The sequence below is a fragment of the Corynebacterium simulans genome, from assembly GCF_001586215.1.
Taxonomy (GTDB): Bacteria; Actinomycetota; Actinomycetes; order Mycobacteriales; family Mycobacteriaceae; genus Corynebacterium; species Corynebacterium simulans.
This window is the reverse complement of the sequence record NZ_CP014634.1, coordinates 836,096-855,850: the sequence shown is the minus strand read 5'-3', so window position 1 is coordinate 855,850 and position 19,755 is coordinate 836,096. Positions and strand designations below refer to the sequence as shown.

15 protein-coding genes and 2 pseudogenes are annotated in these 19,755 nt (G+C 57.9%); 9 read left to right on the top strand and 8 right to left on the bottom strand.

Annotated features, from left to right (window positions below):
- Nucleotide 1: 1 nt before the first annotated feature.
- From upp to WM42_RS03930, 4 genes are all read left to right on the top strand, one after another.
- Complete coding sequence (gene upp / locus WM42_RS03945; RefSeq protein ID WP_062035773.1) at nucleotides 2-637, top strand: uracil phosphoribosyltransferase; 636 nt, start codon at nucleotides 2-4, stop codon at nucleotides 635-637.
- A 51-nt stretch (nucleotides 638-688) separates the two neighbouring features.
- Complete coding sequence (locus WM42_RS03940) at nucleotides 689-1,012, top strand: helix-turn-helix domain-containing protein (RefSeq protein WP_062035772.1); 324 nt, start codon at nucleotides 689-691, stop codon at nucleotides 1,010-1,012.
- Nucleotides 1,013-1,125: 113 nt separating this feature from the next.
- Nucleotides 1,126-2,307, top strand: a complete 1,182-nt coding sequence (locus WM42_RS03935) for a M20 family metallopeptidase (protein ID WP_062035771.1) — start codon at nucleotides 1,126-1,128, stop codon at nucleotides 2,305-2,307.
- A 65-nt stretch (nucleotides 2,308-2,372) separates the two neighbouring features.
- Nucleotides 2,373-3,821: an NAD(P)H-quinone dehydrogenase gene (locus WM42_RS03930; protein WP_235591311.1), complete on the top strand. Its 1,449-nt coding sequence runs from the start codon at nucleotides 2,373-2,375 to the stop codon at nucleotides 3,819-3,821.
- A gap of 68 nt (nucleotides 3,822-3,889) precedes the next feature.
- On the opposite strand, the pseudogene WM42_RS03925 reads toward WM42_RS03930, so the two are convergent.
- Together WM42_RS03925 and WM42_RS13595 are read right to left on the bottom strand one after the other, a co-directional pair.
- A pseudogene (locus WM42_RS03925) lies at nucleotides 3,890-4,270 on the bottom strand (DUF2083 domain-containing protein); the annotation flags it as partial.
- Nucleotides 4,271-4,362: 92 nt separating this feature from the next.
- Nucleotides 4,363-4,578, bottom strand: a pseudogene (locus WM42_RS13595) (GntR family transcriptional regulator); the annotation flags it as partial.
- 70 nt (nucleotides 4,579-4,648) lie between these two features.
- Between WM42_RS13595 and WM42_RS13590 the strand changes: the two are divergent.
- The 3 genes from WM42_RS13590 (at nucleotide 4,649) to WM42_RS03915 (ending at nucleotide 7,033) form a co-directional block, all read left to right on the top strand.
- Nucleotides 4,649-5,080, top strand: a complete 432-nt coding sequence (locus tag WM42_RS13590; RefSeq protein ID WP_235591277.1) for a hypothetical protein — start codon at nucleotides 4,649-4,651, stop codon at nucleotides 5,078-5,080.
- A gap of 99 nt (nucleotides 5,081-5,179) precedes the next feature.
- On the top strand, nucleotides 5,180-6,259 hold the full coding sequence (locus WM42_RS03920; RefSeq protein WP_235591219.1) for a Mu transposase domain-containing protein: 1,080 nt from the start codon (nucleotides 5,180-5,182) through the stop codon (nucleotides 6,257-6,259).
- 6 nt (nucleotides 6,260-6,265) lie between these two features.
- Nucleotides 6,266-7,033: an ATP-binding protein gene (locus WM42_RS03915; protein WP_062034988.1), complete on the top strand. Its 768-nt coding sequence runs from the start codon at nucleotides 6,266-6,268 to the stop codon at nucleotides 7,031-7,033.
- A gap of 351 nt (nucleotides 7,034-7,384) precedes the next feature.
- On the opposite strand, the gene WM42_RS03910 is transcribed toward WM42_RS03915, so the two are convergent.
- The 3 genes from WM42_RS03910 to WM42_RS12895 form a co-directional block, all read right to left on the bottom strand.
- Nucleotides 7,385-9,664: a hypothetical protein gene (locus WM42_RS03910; RefSeq protein ID WP_141741056.1), complete on the bottom strand. Its 2,280-nt coding sequence runs from the start codon at nucleotides 9,662-9,664 to the stop codon at nucleotides 7,385-7,387.
- Nucleotides 9,665-9,779: 115 nt separating this feature from the next.
- Nucleotides 9,780-10,475 carry an ABC transporter ATP-binding protein gene (locus WM42_RS03905; protein ID WP_062035768.1) on the bottom strand — a complete coding sequence of 232 codons (696 nt, stop codon included), beginning with the start codon at nucleotides 10,473-10,475 and terminating at the stop codon, nucleotides 9,780-9,782.
- A 70-nt stretch (nucleotides 10,476-10,545) separates the two neighbouring features.
- Complete coding sequence (locus WM42_RS12895; RefSeq protein WP_158510261.1) at nucleotides 10,546-10,953, bottom strand: peptidase inhibitor family I36 protein; 408 nt, start codon at nucleotides 10,951-10,953, stop codon at nucleotides 10,546-10,548.
- Nucleotides 10,954-11,276: 323 nt separating this feature from the next.
- On the opposite strand from WM42_RS12895, the gene WM42_RS03895 reads away from it, so the two are divergent.
- On the top strand, nucleotides 11,277-14,708 hold the full coding sequence (locus WM42_RS03895; protein WP_062035766.1) for a pyruvate carboxylase: 3,432 nt from the start codon (nucleotides 11,277-11,279) through the stop codon (nucleotides 14,706-14,708).
- 89 nt (nucleotides 14,709-14,797) lie between these two features.
- Here the strand turns inward: WM42_RS03895 and WM42_RS03890 are convergent, their stop codons facing one another.
- From WM42_RS03890 to WM42_RS03880, 3 genes are all read right to left on the bottom strand, one after another.
- Nucleotides 14,798-15,361, bottom strand: coding sequence for a GNAT family N-acetyltransferase (locus WM42_RS03890; RefSeq protein WP_062035765.1), 564 nt, complete (start codon nucleotides 15,359-15,361; stop codon nucleotides 14,798-14,800).
- Between the two features lie 18 nt (nucleotides 15,362-15,379).
- Entirely contained in the window at nucleotides 15,380-17,149 is a 1,770-nt protein-coding gene (locus WM42_RS03885) for an acetyl/propionyl/methylcrotonyl-CoA carboxylase subunit alpha (RefSeq protein ID WP_062035764.1), read from the bottom strand.
- A gap of 151 nt (nucleotides 17,150-17,300) precedes the next feature.
- On the bottom strand, nucleotides 17,301-18,152 hold the full coding sequence (locus tag WM42_RS03880; protein WP_062035763.1) for a sulfurtransferase: 852 nt from the start codon (nucleotides 18,150-18,152) through the stop codon (nucleotides 17,301-17,303).
- A 389-nt stretch (nucleotides 18,153-18,541) separates the two neighbouring features.
- Here WM42_RS03880 and WM42_RS03875 point away from each other — a divergent pair, with 389 nt between their 5' ends.
- A complete protein-coding gene (locus WM42_RS03875; RefSeq protein ID WP_062035762.1) occupies nucleotides 18,542-19,594 on the top strand; it encodes a Cj0069 family protein in 1,053 nt (350 codons plus the stop codon).
- The last annotated feature ends 161 nt before the right edge of the window (nucleotides 19,595-19,755 follow it).

Below are 19,755 nucleotides of genomic sequence, written 5' to 3'. Positions count from 1 at the left end.
CATGGACATCCACGTAGTAGATCACCCGCTTGCTGCTTCCCGCCTGACCATCATGCGCGATGCCCGCAGTGATAACTCCGCATTCCGCGCCGCCCTCAAAGACCTCGGAACCATGCTTGTTTACGAGGCCGCCCGCGAACTCGACGTCGAGCACTTCGATTGCGAGACCCCCGTGGCAACAGCCGAAGGCAGCCGCCTGCTCGACCCGCCAATCATCGTTCCGATTATCCGCGCGGGACTGGGCATGATTGACCCAGCTCTCGCCATGATCCCAGATGCGCAGGTGGGCTTCATCGGCATGGCCCGCAACGAAGAGACCCACGAGCCGGTCCCTTACCTAGAGGCACTGCCAGAGGATCTTTCCGGCCGCACCGTCTTCGTGGTGGATCCAATGCTGGCCACCGGCGGTTCCTTGTTGTATTCCCTAAAGCTGCTGGCAGACCGCGGAGCCACCGACATCACCGCAATCTGCATGGTTTCCGCGCAGGAAGGCGTCGATGCGCTGGCCAATTCTGGCCTGCCTGTGCGTCTGGTTACCGCCGCGATTGACCCGCACCTGAATGAAGAAGCCTACATCGTTCCTGGTTTGGGCGACGCCGGTGACCGCCTCTACGGCCCGCGCAACATCGATTTCTAATCTGCGCTAGGCTAGCGGCCACGAACTACTTATGGGGGAAAGGAAAGATTCGTGGCCAACAAAACGTGGGCGTTAGTAGGGCATGACTTTGCGGCGCGGCTACGGGGGATTCGTGCACGGCGTCGCATGTCCCAACAGGCTTTGGCGGAAATCTCGGGGGTCTCGCGCAGCCAAATCTCAAACTTGGAGCGTACGGATAAGGCACTGCCGCTGCGTGCGGATCCGCAGCTTTCAACGATGTTTAAGTTGGCATTCGCGCTAGAGGTGCCACCCTCTGCGTTGCTGCCCGATGCGGAGCACATGCTTGACGAAGTCACCCCGTTTGCGCCCGAGTATATCGACCGGCGTCGCTTCGCAGCGGCCGCAGAATTTTAAAGAAGAAAAACTGCACCACTTGGTATATTCCGACGCTGAGCTGCGTGACTACCTGAACCGCTTTGTCTAGTTGTAGACTTTGAGGTCAGTAGAAAAATTTTGGGAGGTGCCGAGTGATTTCCACATTCGTGAATGAGTGGTTCGACAATCATCGCGCGGAAGTAATTGCATGGCGCCGCCATATTCATCGGCACCCGGAAACGTCCAATAATGAAGTTGAGACCACCAACTTCATCGCCCGTAGGCTCGAAGAGTATGGGTTAAATCCGCAGCGTTTCCCGCAGACTGGCCTGATGGTTGATATCGGCCCTGATACCGAGCAGGGCCGTTTGGCCTTTCGCGCCGACATCGATGCGCTTCCGGTTACCGAGGTCACGGGGTTGGAATACACCTCCGAAAACCCCGGCGCCATGCACGCCTGCGGCCACGACGTGCACACCACCATCGCTTTGGGGCTTGCGTGCGCTCTGGCGGATTTCGAGCGCGCGCATTCCTTGCCGTTGGGTGTACGCGTTATCTTCCAGCCAGCGGAGGAAGTATGGGTCGGCGGCGCCACAGATGTGATCGAATGGGGCGCTCTTGAAGGGGTTAACTCCATCTTCGCGGTACACGTGGAGCCGAAGCTGCGCGTAGGCCGAATTGGCGTGCGCGCTGGGGCGATTACCTCTGCAACCGACGTCGTCGAGCTCGAGATCAAAGGCCCGGGAGGCCATACCTCCCGCCCGCACCTTTCTGCAGACGTCGTCTACGCTTTGGGCAAGGTCATCACGGAGCTGCCGGCCCTGCTGTCGCGCCGGGTGGATCCGCGGACGGGAACGGTCTTGGTCTTCGGACAGGTCAATTCCGGCTATGCGCCGAACGCAATGCCGGAGTCCGGCACGCTAACGGGCACCATGCGCACCGCGGACATCGGTATCTGGCGCGGCATGCAAGCGCTATTTTCGGAGCTCGTGGAGCAGGTATTGGCGCCGGTTGGGGTGGAACACGAGCTCACGTATCACCGCGGCGTTCCGCCCGTGCTTAACGACGACGTCTCTACCGCACTGTTGGCCTCCGCCGCGCAGGCCATCGACCCGCAGGCCGTCGTCCAGGCCCCGCAATCCTCCGGCGGCGAGGACTTCTCTTGGTACTTAGAACATGTGCCGGGCTCCATGGCGCGTTTGGGCTGCTGGTCTGGCGAGGGCGAGCAGCACGATCTACACATGGGGGATCTCAATGTCGACGAGCGCTGCATCGGTGTAGGCGTGAAACTTTTCGGCTCCGTGGTGGAGCAATTTACCAAGGTGCAGGAATAGGGGAGCAACCATTACACTGTCTTAAGGATTAGGTCCTTAAACACTCTATAAAGGAGCATTAGACAGTGACGAAGGAAACGCTAGACGCTGCAATCGAGGATGCCCCGCGCATCGTTATCATCGGTGGCGGCCCAGCAGGCTACGAGGCGGCCATTGCCGGAGCCAAGTACGGCGCACAGATTACCCTGGTTGAAGAGCAGGGCCCCGGCGGTTCTTCCGTCTTGCTGGACTGCGTTCCTTCCAAGTCCTTCATTGCTGGTGCAAACCTGCGCACCGACTTTCGTCGCGCTGAAGCCATGGGGCTCAACGAGCAGCTCGGCTCAATGCAGCTGAAGCTGCAGGCCCTGAACGAACGCGTGCAGGCGCTGGCCGGCAAGCAGTCGGCAGACGTTCGTGCAGGCCTGGAGAAGATCGGCGTCAACGTTATTGACGGCCGCGCGAGCTTCAGCGAGGATCAGCATGGTGTGCAGGGCGCGGCGCACAAGGTCGACGTCGTCAAGCGCGAAGGCGAAACTGAAACCCTCGAGGCAGACCTCGTGCTCGTGGCTACCGGTGCCACCCCGCGCATCCTGCCGGGCGCGCAGCCAGACGGCGAGCGCATCCTGACCTGGCAGCAGGTCTATGACTTGAAGGAAGATCCGGAGCACCTCATCGTGGTCGGTTCTGGTGTGACCGGTGCGGAGTTCGTTTCTGCTTTTGCAGAGATGGGTGTCAAGGTAACCATGGTGGCTTCCCGTGACCGTATTCTGCCGCATGATGACGCCGACGCAGCCGACGTCCTCGAGACCGTTCTGGCTGAGCGCGGTGTGGAGTTGGAGAAGAACTGCCGCGTTGAGACCGTTACTCGTACCGAAGACGGCAATGTTGTGGTCAAGACGCAGGACGGCCGCGAGATTCATGGCTCACACGTCATCATGTCCATCGGCTCCATCCCGAATACCCAGGAACTTGGCCTTGAGCACGTTGGTGTGGCTACTCAGAAGTCGGGCCACATCAAGGTCGACCGCGTTTCTCGCACCAACGTCGCGGGCATCTACGCAGCCGGTGACTGCTCCGACCTGTTCCCGCTGGCTTCCGTGGCCGCTATGCAGGGTCGCATCGCGATGTACCACGCACTTGGTGAAGGCGTTTCGCCGTTGCGTTTGAAGACTGTCGCCACGGCCGTCTTCACGCGCCCGGAGATCGCAGCCGTGGGCTTCACCCAGGCAGAAATCGAGGCCGGCGAGGTTTCCGCGCGCACCATTACGATGCCGCTGAACACCAACCCGCGCGCGAAGATGCGCTCGCTGAACCACGGCTTTGTGAAGCTGTTCTGCCGTGCTACCTCCGGCCGCGTTATCGGCGGCGTCGTCGTTGCACCGACCGCTTCCGAGCTCATCCTGCCAATTGCTGTGGCAGTGACCAACCAGCTGACCGTTAACCAGCTGGCTGATTCCTTCGCGGTCTACCCGTCGCTGTCCGGCACCATCACTGAGGCGGCACGCCGTCTCGTGGCTCACGATGACCTGGAGTAAGCGATCTTTCCTTTCTTTTGCGCCCGCCTTTAGCAACCAGCCTAGGGTGGGCGCTTTTGCATGCGTTGTTAAAAGGTGGAGTAGGAATGCTCGGCGGTGCGATTGAGTGAAACCTGGATGGGACGATCTGCTTGTGGAAGGGCACGCTGGGGACAATGTTCGCGCGGGCAAGCGGTACAACCAGGGCCGATAGGGGTGGCGGCGGATAAGTCTAGATTAAGAGCATCGGCGTAGACAATGCGGTCGGCCTCAGAGATATCGCAGCCTAAGCCCACGGCGAATTCCTTGCGAGGGGTTCCCCAAGATTTTGCGGTTCCTTGCACAAAGCGACCTATCCACAGGTAGGAATGGCCATCCGGCATGGCGGCTACCTGGCGGGTGATGCGGTTGGGCGTTTCAAAGGCGCGGTGGACTACCCACAGCGGGCAAGAACCACCCGAGCGGGCGAAGACCAAACCATCAAAGAGGCAGCCTAATGAACCGACATCAACCCCGGACCGGACCCTAGCACCACCCCTGACACTGTCCTCGATTCAGAAAGCACAGATACACCACTTCCGCGGACTTGACCCCGCTTTTCTAGCAGGCCTTCCGCGAAGAGGACGGTAAGTGCCTTGGCGGAGGTGGTCGGGTTGACGGAATGGAACGCGGAAAGCTCGTTGGTGCTGGGTGCCGTTTCGGCGTAGTTGGTAGGGGCAATCCGCGTAGTTGGTCGGGGTTTTCCGGATAGATGGTAGGGCTCTCTGTTTTCGGTCATTGTATAGGTGGCGTTGGCACAACTTGTGCCGGCGCGTCATCACCTTTCATGACCTTAAGGAGGGCCTTTCATGGCCAACTTCAAAGACATCATGGCGATGTGTTTGGACGGGGGAAGCTATGCTGCCATCTCTGCGGCGTTGGGATGTTCCAACCGGGATATTGCCAAAACCAAGACACTGATTGCGGACCTGAGCATCACCAAGGAGTCGTTTGCTCAGCTGGATCCATCATTCTTCGACGAGCACTTCAGCGACCATCGCGGGGCCCGTCGCAAGCGCTACGACCAGCCAGACTTCGAAAAGCTCGCCAAGCGACTAGCCAATAACAAGCACTTGACCCGCCACAAGCTCTGGCTGGACTACGTTGCTGCACCTGTCGGTGAAGGCGAGTCGAAGTATCAGTACTCCCAGTTTTGCGAACGCCTGCGCACCCACATCCGCACCACTGGAATGACCTCGATTATCGAACACGAGCCAGGCCAGGAACTCTATGTCGACTGAGCCGGCGACAAGGTTTCCATCATTGACAAGGCCATCGGTGAAGTCGGCATGAAAGCCAGCTTATTCGTGGCCATCTGCCCCTATTCTTCACTGTTGTTTGTGACAGCAACAGCTAACGAGAAGATGGACAACTGGATTTCCTGCCATGTGAAAGCCTTAGACTACCTCGGTAAATGCCCTGGCATCATCGTTCCTGACAACGCACCGACCGCGACTTATCGGCCGGTGAAGAACAAGCCCGGCCGGCGCATTCAACAACGCTACGCGGACTTCGCCGACTACTACGACATCCTGCTCGTACCGGCCCGACCTGGAAAACCTCGGGATAAGGCCGCTGTGGAACGCGCCGTCCAACTCGTCTACTCGCGCATCCTCGGCTACTTCGATGGGATCACCTTCTACAGTCTTGATGAACTCAATGAGGCTATCGCCCAGCGCGTCGACGACATCAACATGAATATGCCTAGGCCCGATGGGATAACCCGTAAAGAGTTGTTTGATGCTGATGAAGCGCCCATGATGCGTGACTTACCAGATACCCCGTTTACGGAAGTGTCCTGGCGAAACGTCAAAGTCGACCGTAACTGGCACATCTGCTGCGACTACCAGTACTACTCAGTGCCGTTCCAATACATCGGCAAAACCCTGCGGGCACGGCTGACCAACAGCCTGGTGAGCATCTTCGACGGCGACGACCTAGTCGCAGAGCACTCACGTATGCACGGGTTCAAGTACCGCTATTGCACTGACCCAGCCCATACCCCGGATAAGGACATTGCCGGGGTCAAACCTCTTACCCGTGACGAGCTGCTTGCTCGAGCATCATCATTTGGGCCGGCAACGGCCAAGGTCGTCTCCTCAATTTTGGAACGCAACGCCAAAGCCGTACCCCGCGGGCTACACACTGCCCGCAACGTGCTCGTCAAGCTGGGCAACAAGCACAACAAGACCACGCTTGAGCCTGCCTGCCAGCAAGTCATTGACCATAGCCTGGCACCCAACATGCAGGTCATCGCGCGGATTCAGGCCGACATCGCCCGCAACGGTCACACCCTCAACCAAACGCCAGCCGTCCAGGCCGATCACGCCCAGTCGCGCATTGTGGATATCACCGCAATCCCTGATGCAGTATTCCTGCGCCCAGCCAGCCACTACGACATCCCGAAGAAGGAGGCCTAGACCATCATGACCACCATCAACCTTGACGATGACATCCGAGCTACACTGCGTAAACTGCGTCTTTCCACCTTCGCTGATATCTTTTTCGACCTAGTCGCCGCCGATGACGCCAACACCGCTCTACCGGAGGAAATCTTCCTCAAAGCCGTGGAAGAAACCGCGGCCAAGCGCCGGCAAACCAACATCGCAAAAGCCATCACCCAGGCGAAATTCCGCTATCCGGGAGCAACACTCGCCGAGCTGATCAACCCAGATGAACGAGGGTTGAATCTACGCCAGCTCAAACGACTAGCCGCAACACCCTGGCGCGACGAACCTTCCAATGTGCACGTCCTAGCGCCCACCGGTGCGGGTAAAACCTACATCGCCTGCGCTATCGGTATTGCTGCTTGCCAGGCTGAATACAGTGTCGCGTACTACCGGCTGGATCAGCTCGTCGATGAATTAGGGGCCTTCCTGCCAGCAGATGAACGCTATGTAGCTAAAATGCGCAAGCTACAAAACATTGATGTACTCATCCTCGATGATTTCCTGACCATAGGAATCAACCAGCGCGGACAAGAAGACCTAACCAAGATCATATTCGACCGCGACGGCAGACTGCCGACCATCATCGTCTCCCAGACAACCGCCGCCTACTGGGTGAAGAAACTACCCGACCCCATCGGCGCGGACTCACTGGTCAGCAGACTCAATGCCGGACAGCGCATCGAACTCGGCGACTACGACATGCGCCAACACCTGGCAAGCGCCACATATGGCGCCAACGAGTAGTCGATCGGATTAGAAGCCCGGCCGCTGGCCCCAACAGGGCCAGCGGCCCGGCCCTACCACCTAGTCGGAATCCAGCCCTACCACCGTTCCGCAACACCCCTACCAACAAGCCGCTCTCAGCACTGGGGGCGTGTTCGCCTTCTGGCAGCTCGCCGCTGATAATAATGTCTCTGATTCCTCCTGTCAGCTGCTGATAAATAGGCCGGGTGTCACTCATTACGCAGACCTCTGTGAAAGTGGCATAGAGATTCCCTTTCTGGTTTATGGGTTTACTACCTATGTGGGTAACCACATAACGGAAGGTGCCCACGGTCAACGGTAGATGTGACTGCGGGCTGAGTGAATCGGCAATTAGCGCTGGTTAAGACGGTTTCGTTGAGCGAATGTTCCGATGACAGTGCCAAGTAGAACTGCGATTATGGTTAATCCCATTGCTGTCCAATCGATGGCGAATAGAAAGCCGTCGCCAAGTAGAAAGCTAAATCCTGCTAAAGGAGCGAGACCGCTAAAGGTTCCGATTACTAGGGAGCTAAAACAGATAAAGCTTATGGCCCACGAAAGAGATTTGATGCTCCAATCACGGCTAAGCCCTAGATGGAAAAAGGCGGTATGTAACGCTTTCATACTGCTACTCAGTCCGCGTGAAACCACCAAGGCTATGGCAATAGCGGAAAGTAGAGCTGCCGTAAGGCTGATGTAGAACGATAAGGGGGTCTCGGTTTCGTAACCTTTGGAAAGCTGGATGTCTTCGGGCGGTATGCCAAGTTCGTTTGCGACTTTTGGCACACGTTCTGCCTTTTGGGCGGATAATCCGTCGAATACCCAGAGGGGTGAATTAGTAGGAAGCCCAAGCTGCTGAGCCGTAGCTTCTAAAACGACACCTCCAACTTGTCTGCCCCAGTAATGTCCAAAAGAACTCTCTTGGGCATCGAGGATGTGCGACTTTCCGCTTGAATCAGTGATCTGTGTGTGGGAGGCGTCGACAAGCTTTTCGTCGCGTACGAGAACGCCGCCGCGTTCAAGAGTTTTCCTTTCGTCAGAAGTTAGTCTTTCGTCGGTAAGCTTTTCCCAACTATCGATATCGTGAACGGATAGAACGCCAAAAGCTCCTGAGATATTGGGATCCATCGGTAGTCCTGCGGAAAGTCGCTGCACGGAAATAGGCTCGGGCAGGTCACCTTGGGCGACTAAAGAATTCTGTGCAGTTCCATTTACGGAGTCCGTCTCAGCTGGCAGAGTTAAGATTGCCTGGTCAGGTGGGACAATTGGTGCATAGGATTCAGCTTCCGAAGCGGTCATGCTAGCGGCCAGACTGCTGCTAAAAATGGCTATCCCAACCGTGCTGGATAATAAGCCCAGCCCAATAAGTGGAAGAAAACGGTGTGAACTCAAAAACCGCCGAGCAAGACGACTCGGTGACGTGGGGGCATTGCTTTTAATCGAAATAGTCAAAAGGAGCGCCACCGCAAAAGCGAGCGCCAACGTGGGGATCGGGGCTAGGGTTGTGAAAATTTCCGGACCGACTACCCCTGCGAATAGCACGGTTGCTAGTGCTATGCCGCACAAAGTGGGGATGATCCCAGCCGACGCTCTTTTCCATTTCGAGGAAAGCTTATGTTCAGCAGCGTGAGTTTTATGAAATCGTACTGGAAGCACGGTTGTCAGCGCGCTAAAAATTGGCGGAAGTACTGCGGAGACGAGCAGCAAGCAACACCACTTCCAGGGGAGTGCGAAATCTCGCCCGGGTACGGATCCCAGCTTTGCTAGTTGGTTCCTAAAGAGGTGGGGAATGAGTGCGCCGGTGACAATAGCGCAGGTTGAAATGGATAGAACTAGGAAAAGAAGACGGAGGTGAAAGATACTCCACAACTTCTTTCTGGCAATTCCGAGTTGATGTAGTGAAGTAGCTGGAGTTTTGAGTGCGCGGCGTTGAGTAGTCGTTAAGAAAGCGGAGAAGAACAGCGGCAAGACAAACGCAAACGCACCGAAGAAAAACGAGTATTCATCAAGGAGGCTTTTGGGAGGTTGTTCTTCCAGCGATTGCTTAGAGAGGTATGACAGTTTCACTGCCTCTTTGGCACTGAGCTCGGCATTATCACTGTGTGCAATGCGGTTCATTGTCTTTTCCAGTTCGCTCAGGTTCGAGGACTGGTTATCCAAAAGCATTGGGCGTGCTCCAACGCTTGATGGAGATACAGGTGAAGTAGTGAGATCCCAGGTACCTGGGGCCGCATAAACAGCGCTTGCCTTCGGCATAAACTCATTTGTGACGGTGCCGACCACGTTTACCTTGAGGTTGCTGCTAAAGGCACTGACCTCTGTTTCCTCGGAAATGCCGCTAGGCGTGGTTGCAACTATTTCCCCGGGTGAAGTTGGCCACCGCCCTGATTTCAAGGTTAAGCCGTAGCTGGAACCGTGGCTTTCCCAATCACCTTCTGCGTATGTCATCCTGCGACCGGGGTCAGCGTCCGTGTAGAAATCCTGCGATATAAGTTCACGAGAGAACCGTTCGGGATCTTCCGGTGAGGATAGGCAATCGTCGATTTTGTCGCCTAGAGCAAGTGAACAGGGTGCGTCTGCTCTCTGCTGGTTATCGCCTAGATTGGATGCGACGTGTTGCTCGACGGACATTGTCATAAGCATTGAGCTTGTGGCCGTTGCAGCAAGGAGAAGAATACTGAGCGCGGCTAGTGCGTACATAAGGCGCACTTTGGGTTGCTGCTTGGTGATTTTAAACAGAAGTTGACTAACCAAGTGACTTCTCCGCTTCTTGGTCGTTGTGCAGTAGGCCGTCGATCAGGGTGAAAGATCGCGTGCAATACTCCAGTACGATCGGATCATGGGAAGCGGTAATGATGGTCGTTCCTTCGCTAGCGAGTTTTTGGAACAATGCGAATACGCTTCGCGAGTTTTGCTCATCCAGGGCAGCAGAAGGCTCGTCTGCCAATAGGACGGACCGTTTCCCGCTCAATGCACGGGCAATACCCACCCGCTGGCATTGCCCGCGGGACAATTCGTCGGGGTATCGAGTTTCTAACCCCTCGAGTCCTACCTGTTTTAGGAGGGATTCGGCCGCCGTTCGAGCTTCTGTAGCCTCGTATCCTGCCGCTGAGAGGACGAGTTGTACATTTTCTGCCGCGGTTAGCTCGGGAATGATGAGATCGGATTGGTGGACAACGCCAACAACCTCCCTGCGTAGTCGAAGCAAGTCCTTTTCGGACGCGGTGTCTACCCTGATTCCGTCAACCGTGATGGAGCCCGAGTTGACGGATATTAGTCCGGACAGGGCGTCCAAAAAGGTTGTTTTTCCTGAACCGCTTTTTCCGGAGATGGCAATGAATTCTCCAGCTTCTGCTTCTAAAGAAACTCCTTTGAGTGCGTGAGTAGCTTTAGGGCCGGAGCCGAGCGTTTTATGAACTTGGTGAATGCGAATATGGGTCATTTAATTCTGAAGTATTGAAGCTGGGAAGAAAGGTGAATTTCGTCCTTCTTCCCAGCTAACGATTGATTACTTAGCAGCCCCGATTGGTGCGCCAGGAGGTGAGGGTGTCGTTGTCCCACCAGCCCACATAATTGTTATTGGAAAATGGGGTCATGGTGTGGCACTTGCCGCCGCCATTGGCGTGCTGATACCAAGCGGCATGGCCTCCGGTGTTATTGATCCACGATGACGTCTTGTCATTAGCGTTGCGCGAAACATTCATAATTCCGATTCCTGGGCCACGGGATCCCAGGAACCCTCCGAAGTTCGCTTCATTGAAAATGCATACAAGGCCTCCGCCGCATTCACTTGCCGAGGCGTTGGCTGTCGGTACAGCGATACCGCTTAGTGCCGCGATAATAGCGCTAGCTGTAGCGAGTTTTTTATTCTCATTTTCTCTCCTTGTTAGAGACTGGTGGAATGTGCGCTGAGTGCGCACTAAGAAAATAACTCTCTGAATATAAATAGGAATTAATTAAAAGGAAACTTTCATGTAGAGAAGGTGAATTCTTCGTAAACCTAAGGTGGGGTCCGCTGAATCTTGTTGAGGAAAAAATTTGCAAGGTTTACAGGGGTCGTAAGTCTGTTGTTACTGGTCGAGCTGCAGAAATCCCCTAGGGCGTCACTCCACTGCTGGTATGTGTGGCGAATTCGGCGTAGAAAAGGGCAGACATTTTAGGGGCAGCTCTCTAAACTGAGATGCGGATCACCCGAGTGGAGACGCTGTATTTCAGCGCCTTCCGAGTTGAAAGGAACACAGAAGTGGCTAATCCCGCGCTTCCATCGTTCAAAAAGATTCTGGTAGCCAACCGTGGCGAAATTGCCGTGCGCGCATTCCGTGCTGCCTTTGAGACTGGGGCTAAGACCGTCGCGGTCTACCCTCGTGAGGACCGGAACTCCTTCCACCGCGCCTTCGCTGATGAGGCTGTCCGTATCGGTACTGAGGGCCAGCCGGTGAAGGCTTATCTGGATATTGATGAAATCATTCGCGCCGCCAAGAAGTCCGGGGCGGATGCCATCTACCCAGGCTACGGTTTCCTTTCTGAACGCGCGGATCTCGCCCGTGCGTGTGAGGACAATGGCATTAAGTTTATTGGTCCAACGCCAAGCACGTTGGACCTAACCGGTGATAAGGCTGCTGCGGTCAGCGCGGCGAAAGAAGCTGGCCTGCCGACACTGCAGGACTCCGAGCCTTCCACGGACCCCGATGTACTGGCCGGTTACGCCAAGGACTTCACCTTCCCGGTATTTGTCAAGGCCGTCGCCGGTGGCGGCGGACGCGGCATGCGTTTCATCGAGAACGAGGCCGAGCTCAAGACCAAGTGTGCTGAGGCTTCCCGCGAGGCAGAGGCGGCTTTTGGCGACGGCCACGTCTACCTCGAGACGGCCGTCATCAAGCCCCAGCACATTGAGGTGCAGATTCTGGCGGACTCCCAGGGCAACGTCGTACACCTCTTCGAGCGTGACTGCTCCGTGCAGCGCCGTCACCAGAAGGTCGTCGAGATCGCTCCCGCCCCGACCCTGGATCCGCAGCTGCGTGACCGCATTTGTGCCGATGCCGTAAAGTTCTGCCAGCACATCAACTATGAAGGTGCCGGCACCGTTGAGTTCCTCGTGGATGAGAAGGGCAACCACGTCTTCATTGAGATGAACCCGCGCGTGCAGGTTGAGCACACCGTGACCGAGGAAGTCACCGGCGTGGACATTGTGAAGTCCCAGATGCAGATCGCCGCTGGTGTCTCCCTTGAGGAGCTCGGCCTGCGCCAAGAAGAGATCGCCCTTACCGGCGCTGCTCTTCAGTGCCGTATCACCACTGAGGACCCAGCCAACGGCTTTCGCCCAGACACCGGCACCCTGACCACCTACCGCTCTCCGGGCGGCGCAGGCGTACGTCTCGACGGCGCAACCGCAGTCGGTGCGGAGATTTCCCCGAACTTCGACTCCTTGCTGGTCAAGATGACCTGCCGTGGCGCTTCCTTCGAGCAAGCAGTTGCTCGTGCGCAGCGTGCGCTCAACGAGTTCACCGTCTCCGGCGTGGCCACCAACATCGGCTTCCTGCGCGCCCTGCTGCGCGAGCCTGACTTCGTAGCCACACGCGTGGACACCGGCTTCATCCCGGAGCACCCAGACCTGCTCAAGGCTCCGCCGGCAGTGGATGAGTCCGGCCGCATCATCGACTACATCGCTGATGTCACGGTCAATAAGCCAAACGGCGAGCGCCCGACCAAGCTGCGTCCTTTCGACAAGATTCCTACCTTCGACAAGTCCCAGCCACTGCCGCGCGGTTCCCGCGATGAGCTGCTGGAGCTCGGTCCAAAGAAGTGGGCTGAGAAGATTCGTGCCCAGTCCGCGCTGGCTGTCACCGACACCACTTTCCGCGATGCGCACCAGTCCCTGCTGGCCACCCGTGTGCGCGGTACCGACTTGGTCACCGCTGCTGAGGCTGTCGCGCGCATGACCCCGGAGCTCTTCTCCGTCGAGGCGTGGGGCGGCGCAACGTACGACGTCGCCATGCGCTTCCTCAAGGAGGACCCATGGGTCCGCCTGGATCTGCTGCGTGAGGCAATGCCGAACCAGAACATCCAGATGCTGCTGCGTGGCCGCAACACCGTCGGCTACTCCCCGTATGCAAACGACGTGTGCAACGCGTTCGTTCAGGAAGCTGCCAAGTCCGGAGTTGATGTCTTCCGCATCTTCGATGCGCTGAACGACGTCACCCAGATGCGCCCGGCTATCGACGCTGTCCTGGAGACCAACACCACCGTGGCCGAGGTTGCCATGGCCTACTCGGGCGACATGTGCTCGCCGGGGGAGAAGCTCTACACGCTGGACTACTACCTGAAGCTGGCTGAGGAAATCGTGAACACCGGCGCCCACGTGCTGGCCATTAAGGATATGGCTGGCCTGCTGCGCCCTGAGTCTGCTTCCAAGCTGGTCATGGCGCTGCGCAAGGAATTCGACCTGCCGGTTCACGTCCACACTCACGACACCGCGGGTGGCCAGCTGGCTACCTATTACGCTGCGGCGCTCTCTGGCGCGGACGTCGTCGACGGTGCTTCCGCACCGCTGGCTGGTACCACCTCGCAGCCTTCGCTGTCCGCCATCATCGCGGCGTTCTCCAACTCCTCGCGCGACACCGGCATCGATCTGAAAGCCGTCTCCGATCTCGAGCCTTACTGGGAGGCTGTCCGCCAGCTCTACCGTCCGTTTGAGAAGGGCATTCCTGGCCCGACCGGCCGTGTCTACCGCCACGAGATCCCCGGTGGACAGCTGTCTAACCTGCGCGCGCAGGCCACGGCCTTGGGCTTGGAGGACCGCTTCGAGGTCATCGAGGACACCTATGCCGCCGTCAATGAGATGCTTGGCCGTCCGACCAAGGTCACTCCGTCCTCGAAGGTCGTCGGCGATCTCGCGCTGCACCTCGTGGGTGCGGGCGTCGACGCAGCAGACTTCGAGGCCGACCCGACCAAGTACGACATCCCAGATTCCGTCATCGCGTTCCTTCGCGGCGAGCTCGGTACCCCTCCAGGTGGCTGGCCACCGCTGCGCGACAAGGTCCTTGAGGGCCGCGCGCCTGGCGACGTCTCCGTCAAGCCAGTACCGGAAGAGGAGAAAGCTCACCTGGTCTCCGACAACTCTGACGAGCGCCGTGCGTCCCTGAACCGACTGCTCTTCCCGAAGCAGTTCGAGGAGTTCAATGAGTTCCGCCGCACCTTTGGCAACACTGAGGCGCTCACGGACACCGTCTTCCTCTACGGCTTGGAAGAGGGCAACGAGTACATCGTCCACTACTTCCCGGATGGCTCCAACGATCGTGCGGATCTCAAGACGATCACGCTGCGTCTCGACGCCCTCGGCGAGCCGGATGAGAAGGGTATGCGCAACGTTGTGCTCAACGTCAATGGCCAGATTCGCCCGATGAAGGTCCGCGACAAAAACGTGGAGTCCTCGGTGGCCACCGTGGAGAAGGCCGACCCGTCCAACGATGGCCACGTGGCCGCGCCGTTCGCGGGCGTGGTCAACGCCACCGTGAAGGCTGGTGACGAGGTCAAGGCCGGCGACCAAGTCGCCGTCATCGAGGCCATGAAGATGGAAGCCTCCATCTCCGCAACCAAGGACGGCAAGGTCGAGCGCGTAGCCATCGGCCAGGCCACCAAGGTTGAAGGTGGCGACCTCATCGTGGTCATTAACTAATCAGCTATAAGCTGGCAACAGAAGAGCGCCCCTTCCGCTGACCTTTGAAGCGTCGGCGGGAGGTGCGCTCTATTCTGCGCGGTTGCAACCTAGTGGGCGAAGTACTTGACCATGGTGGGCGCCTCCGAATCACCGGGGACGGTGATGTCTTCGAAGCCTTCGGATTCGTAGAGCTTGCGGGCACCAGGGTTCTCGGGGTCGACCCACAGTGCAATCGCGGGGGCCTCTTGGGCCTCAGCGAGGTCGCAAATGTTGCGCAGCAGGCGGCGGCCCACGCCTAAGCCACGGTAGCGGTTTTCCACCGCGATGAATAGCTCGGGGATTTCCTCCGGGTCAAAACGGGTTGCCCACTGGGATTCGTCGAAAGGCTCTGCTTCCGGGTTGCCCAGGTACGCCGCACCTTTGCGCGCACCGGTGTAGTAGCGCAGCCACGCACCGCCCATCGGTACGTTATGACTGGAAACGGCGATGCAGCCGCCGTCGACAAGCGGCGACCATTCGTCGATGTACAGGCCCACGTCTGCCGTGTGGAAGTCAGGGACGGCGGCCTCTTCGTCGCCTAAAACATCAGCGAGGAAGAGCAGACGAGACAGGTAGGTCCGGTCTGGCTCCTTGGCCAGCCGGACCACATACAAAGAGTCGTTGGCGGTCATTCCACCGACTCTAGTGTGCTATTTGATCTCCAGCAATGGGGCGCCCTTGTTGATCTGGGCGCCCTGCTCGACGCTGAGGCCAGTGACGGTGCCGGCCTTGTGGGCCTTGACTGGGTTTTCCATCTTCATGGCTTCGAGGATGAGCACGACGTCGCCTTCTGCGACTTCCTGTCCTTCTTCAACGCCAACCTTGATGACGGTGCCCTGCATCGGTGCTACGACGGCGTCGCCAGACGCGGCGGTCTTAGAACTAGAGCCGCGGCGCTTCTTGGACTTCTTGCGGGGTGCGCCGCCGCCCAGCAGGAGATTGCCTGGGAGTGCTACCTCGATGCGGCGACCGCCGACTTCGACGACGAACTTCTGGGAGGCTGCTGCCTCCTCTTCCTCTGGGGTTTCAACGTCGACGTAGGCAGGCAGTTCGTTTACCCACTCTTCCTCAATCCACTTGGTGTAGACATCGAAGGAACCGTTCTCGGCGCTAAACGCAGGGTCGCTCACGATGGCCTGGTGGAACGGGATGACGGTCGGAAGGCCCTCGACGGTGTACTCAGTCAGGGCGCGGCGTGCACGGGCAAGCGCGGTCTCGCGGTCTGGACCCCAGACGATGAGCTTGGCCAGCATGGAGTCGAACTGGCCGCCGATGACGGTGTTCTCGCGCACGCCGGAATCCACGCGGACGCCTGGTCCGGAAGGCTCGCTGTAGGAAACGATGGTGCCCGGTGCTGGCATAAAGCCTGTTGCGGCGTCCTCGCCGTTGATGCGGAACTCGAAAGCATGGCCGCGCGGGGTGGGATCCTCGGTGATAGAAAGTTCACCGCCCTCTGCAATGTTGAACTGCTCGCGCACCAGGTCCAGGCCGGTGGTTTCCTCAGAGACTGGGTGTTCCACCTGCAGGCGGGTGTTGACCTCGAGGAAGGAGATCAGTCCATCGGAGCCGACCAAGTACTCGACGGTGCCAGCGCCAAAGTAGCCAGCCTCGCGGCAAATGCGCTTGGCCGACTCATGGATGGCGGTGCGCTGCTCATCGCTCAAGAACGGGGCAGGGGCTTCCTCCACCAGCTTTTGGAAGCGGCGTTGCAGGGAGCAATCGCGGGTGCCGACGACGACCACGTTGCCGTGCTGGTCAGCCAGTACCTGTGCCTCGACGTGGCGAGCCTTGTCGAGATAGCGCTCGACAAAGCACTCGCCGCGGCCGAATGCGGCGGTGGCCTCGCGGGTAGCGGACTCGAAGAGCTCTGCTACTTCGTCACGCTCATAGGCGACCTTCATTCCGCGGCCGCCGCCACCGAAGGCGGCCTTGATGGCAATTGGCAGGCCGTGTTCGTCGGCGAAGGCTTCTACCTCGGCTGCATCCTTAACCGGGTCTGGAGTGCCCGGCGCCATCGGGGCGTCGGCACGCTCAGCGATGTGGCGAGCGGTGACCTTGTCGCCCAAGTCGCGGATGGATTGTGGGGAAGGGCCGATCCAGATAAGTCCGGCGTCGATAACCGCTTGCGCGAAGTCGGCGTTCTCAGACAAGAAGCCGTAGCCCGGGTGAATGGCGTCTGCGCCGGACTTGGCGGCGGCGTCGAGAATCTTGTCGAAGACAAGGTAGGACTCGGCGGAGTTTTGCCCACCTAGGGCGAAGGCTTCGTCGGCAAGCGCAACAAATGGTGCGTCGGCGTCTGGCTCTGCATAAACGGCGACGGAGGCGATGCCAGCGTCGCGCGCGGCACGGATGACGCGGACTGCAATCTCACCGCGGTTAGCAACTAGCACCTTGGTGATCTTCTTGGTTTCAACTGCCACGGCAGGAACCCTCCTGATAAAAATCGTATTGGACTGCTCACTATTCTTGCACACAAAAACATGAGTAAACCGTCAAGTTCTGGTTTTGCTCTCAAAAATACTCCCGCACCAGCGAGGATACGGGAGTAAATCGGCGTGTTGAACGGAGAAGTTACTTCTCGATTGGCATGCGAACCATGTTTCCCCACTCGGCCCACGAACCGTCGTAGACCTTCGTGGACTTGAATCCCAGCAGGAAGGTTAGCACGAACCAAGTGTGGGCGGCCTGCGCGCCAACATGGGAGTAGAGGATGGTCTCGGTTTCTGGCTCGAGGTTGCCATAGTTGACTCTGAGCTCAGAAAGCGCGCGGAAACAGCCATTCGGGTAAACGGAGCGATCCCACTCCAAGTTGGCGGCGCCCGGAATGTGTCCGTGGCGCATGGTGGTGCCATATGTGGACTCGCCGGTGGAAGGCTCGCCGCCGTACTCCTCAGGCGTGCGGGTATCGACGAGCTTTGCTGAGGTCTCGCGCATCTGGTCTACAAAGGCGCGGGAGGTGGCGTCGTCGCGTTCTACCTCTGGGTAATCGGACTCTGGGAAGTCTGGAACCATGAAAGAGGTATCGCGCTCTTCGGTAACCCATGCGTCGCGGCCGCCGTCGAGCAGGCGGACGTCAGGGTGGCCATAAAGTTCAAATACCCACAGGGCGTAGGCTGCCCACCAGTTGGCTTTGTCGCCGTAGATAACAACGGTGTCTTCCCGCTTAATGCCCTTGTCTCGCATGAGCTGGGAGAAGGAGGCTGCATCGACGACGTCGCGGGTGAGGGGATCGAGCAGCTCGGTTTGGAAATTAATGCGCGAGGCGGTCGGGATGTGTCCGATGTCGTAGAGGAGGGAATCCTCGTCTACTTCGATAACGCGCAGGCCCTTGGTGCCGAGCCTAGCGGAGAGCCAAGGTGCGGAAACGAGGCGCTCTGGGTGCGCATATTCCTGGAATGGGGGATGTGGATCGAACTCGGCCACGGTCCGGTTTCCTTTCTAAATGGGGTTTATAAAAGAGATCTCTCTAAACACAACAACTCTAACGCTTGAGCCCTTAAATTGGTCACCTTGAGCTGAACATTGTGGCGTTGCATACATTTTCTTGCCGATTGCCGTGGCTCACAATCACTGGTTATAACAAGCCTGCAGGTCAGATGCCTAGAATGTATCTTGAGCGGCCAAAACGTACCGGGGTTAATGCGGGGTTAACAACCCAGCGAGGAGGTGCAAACCTGCGTTATTTTTAAGGTGTGGTGCGGTACAAAACGCTTCGTAAATCGCTCAAATACTGTCTGAAACACGAAGTGTCCACAGAAAGCCGCTGGCGTACCGGACCATCACCCACAACCCCCAAACGAAAGGGAATTGCTGTGCACAAGGCAATCGTCGTCTTCGAGGTCGAGGGCGGATCTGACAAGCAGCTCAACGGCCACCGCAAGGACACCATGCCCATCGTCGAGTCCATCAAGGACGCAGGCTGGCACTCTGAGGTCGTCTTCTTCCGTCCAGAGTGGTCTGAGCGCATCTTCGAGTACGTCACCGAAAACTTCGACGCTTATATCTCCCGCGTGAACCCGGGTAATATCCCAGGCGGCGAGAAAGGCTACTTTGATCTGCTGACCAAGCTCTCTGAAGCTGGCCTGGTTGGCATGTCCACTCCGTATGAGATGATGGCCTACGGTGCCAAGGATGCATTGGTCAAGCTCAATGACACTGAGCTTGTACCTTCCGATACTGCGGCATATTACGACGTTGAGTCGTTCCACGACACTTTCCCCACCTCGCTGTCTTACGGCGAGCGCGTGCTGAAGCAAAACCGCGGTTCGACGGGCGAAGGCATCTGGCGTGTCCAGCTCGAGGACAAGTCCCTCGAGGTAGAACCTGGCACCGCACTGCCGCTAGAGACCAAGCTTAAGTGCACCGAGGCAGTGGATAACCACACCGAGGTTCGCGAGCTCGGCGAGTTCATGGATTTCTGTGACCAGTACATTATCGGTGACAACGGCATGCTCGTTGATATGCGCTTCATGCCGCGCATCGTCGAGGGAGAAATCCGTATCCTCCTAGTCGGCCCTGACCCAGTCTTCGTGGTGCACAAGAAGCCGGCTGAAGGCGGCGACAACTTCTCCGCCACATTGTTTTCCGGCGCTAAGTACACCTATGACAAGCCCGAAGCTTGGCAAGAACTTGTAGGCATGTTTGCCGAGGTTCGTCCGGTCATTGCAGAAAAGCTTGGCGGTGACAACATCCCGCTGATCTGGACTGCTGATTTCATGCTTGCCGACGGCGAGAATGGCGAGGACACCTATGTCCTTGGCGAGATCAACTGCTCCTGCGTGGGCTTTACTTCCGAGCTTGACATGGGCATTCAGCAGAAGGTTGCCGCTGAAGCCATCAAGCGCGTTGAGGCAAAACACGCTTAAGGTCTCCTCTTACATTTACAGACCCTGTTTCCCCGAAGGTGGTGGAAGCAGGGTTTTTATATGCCCCTTATAAAGGGAGTATTTCCCATTGGGCTGCCGAATCGTGCAGCGTGTTGTAGTTTCTTTTGTGCGTACTTAATAAATTGAAAGGAACGTCTCTC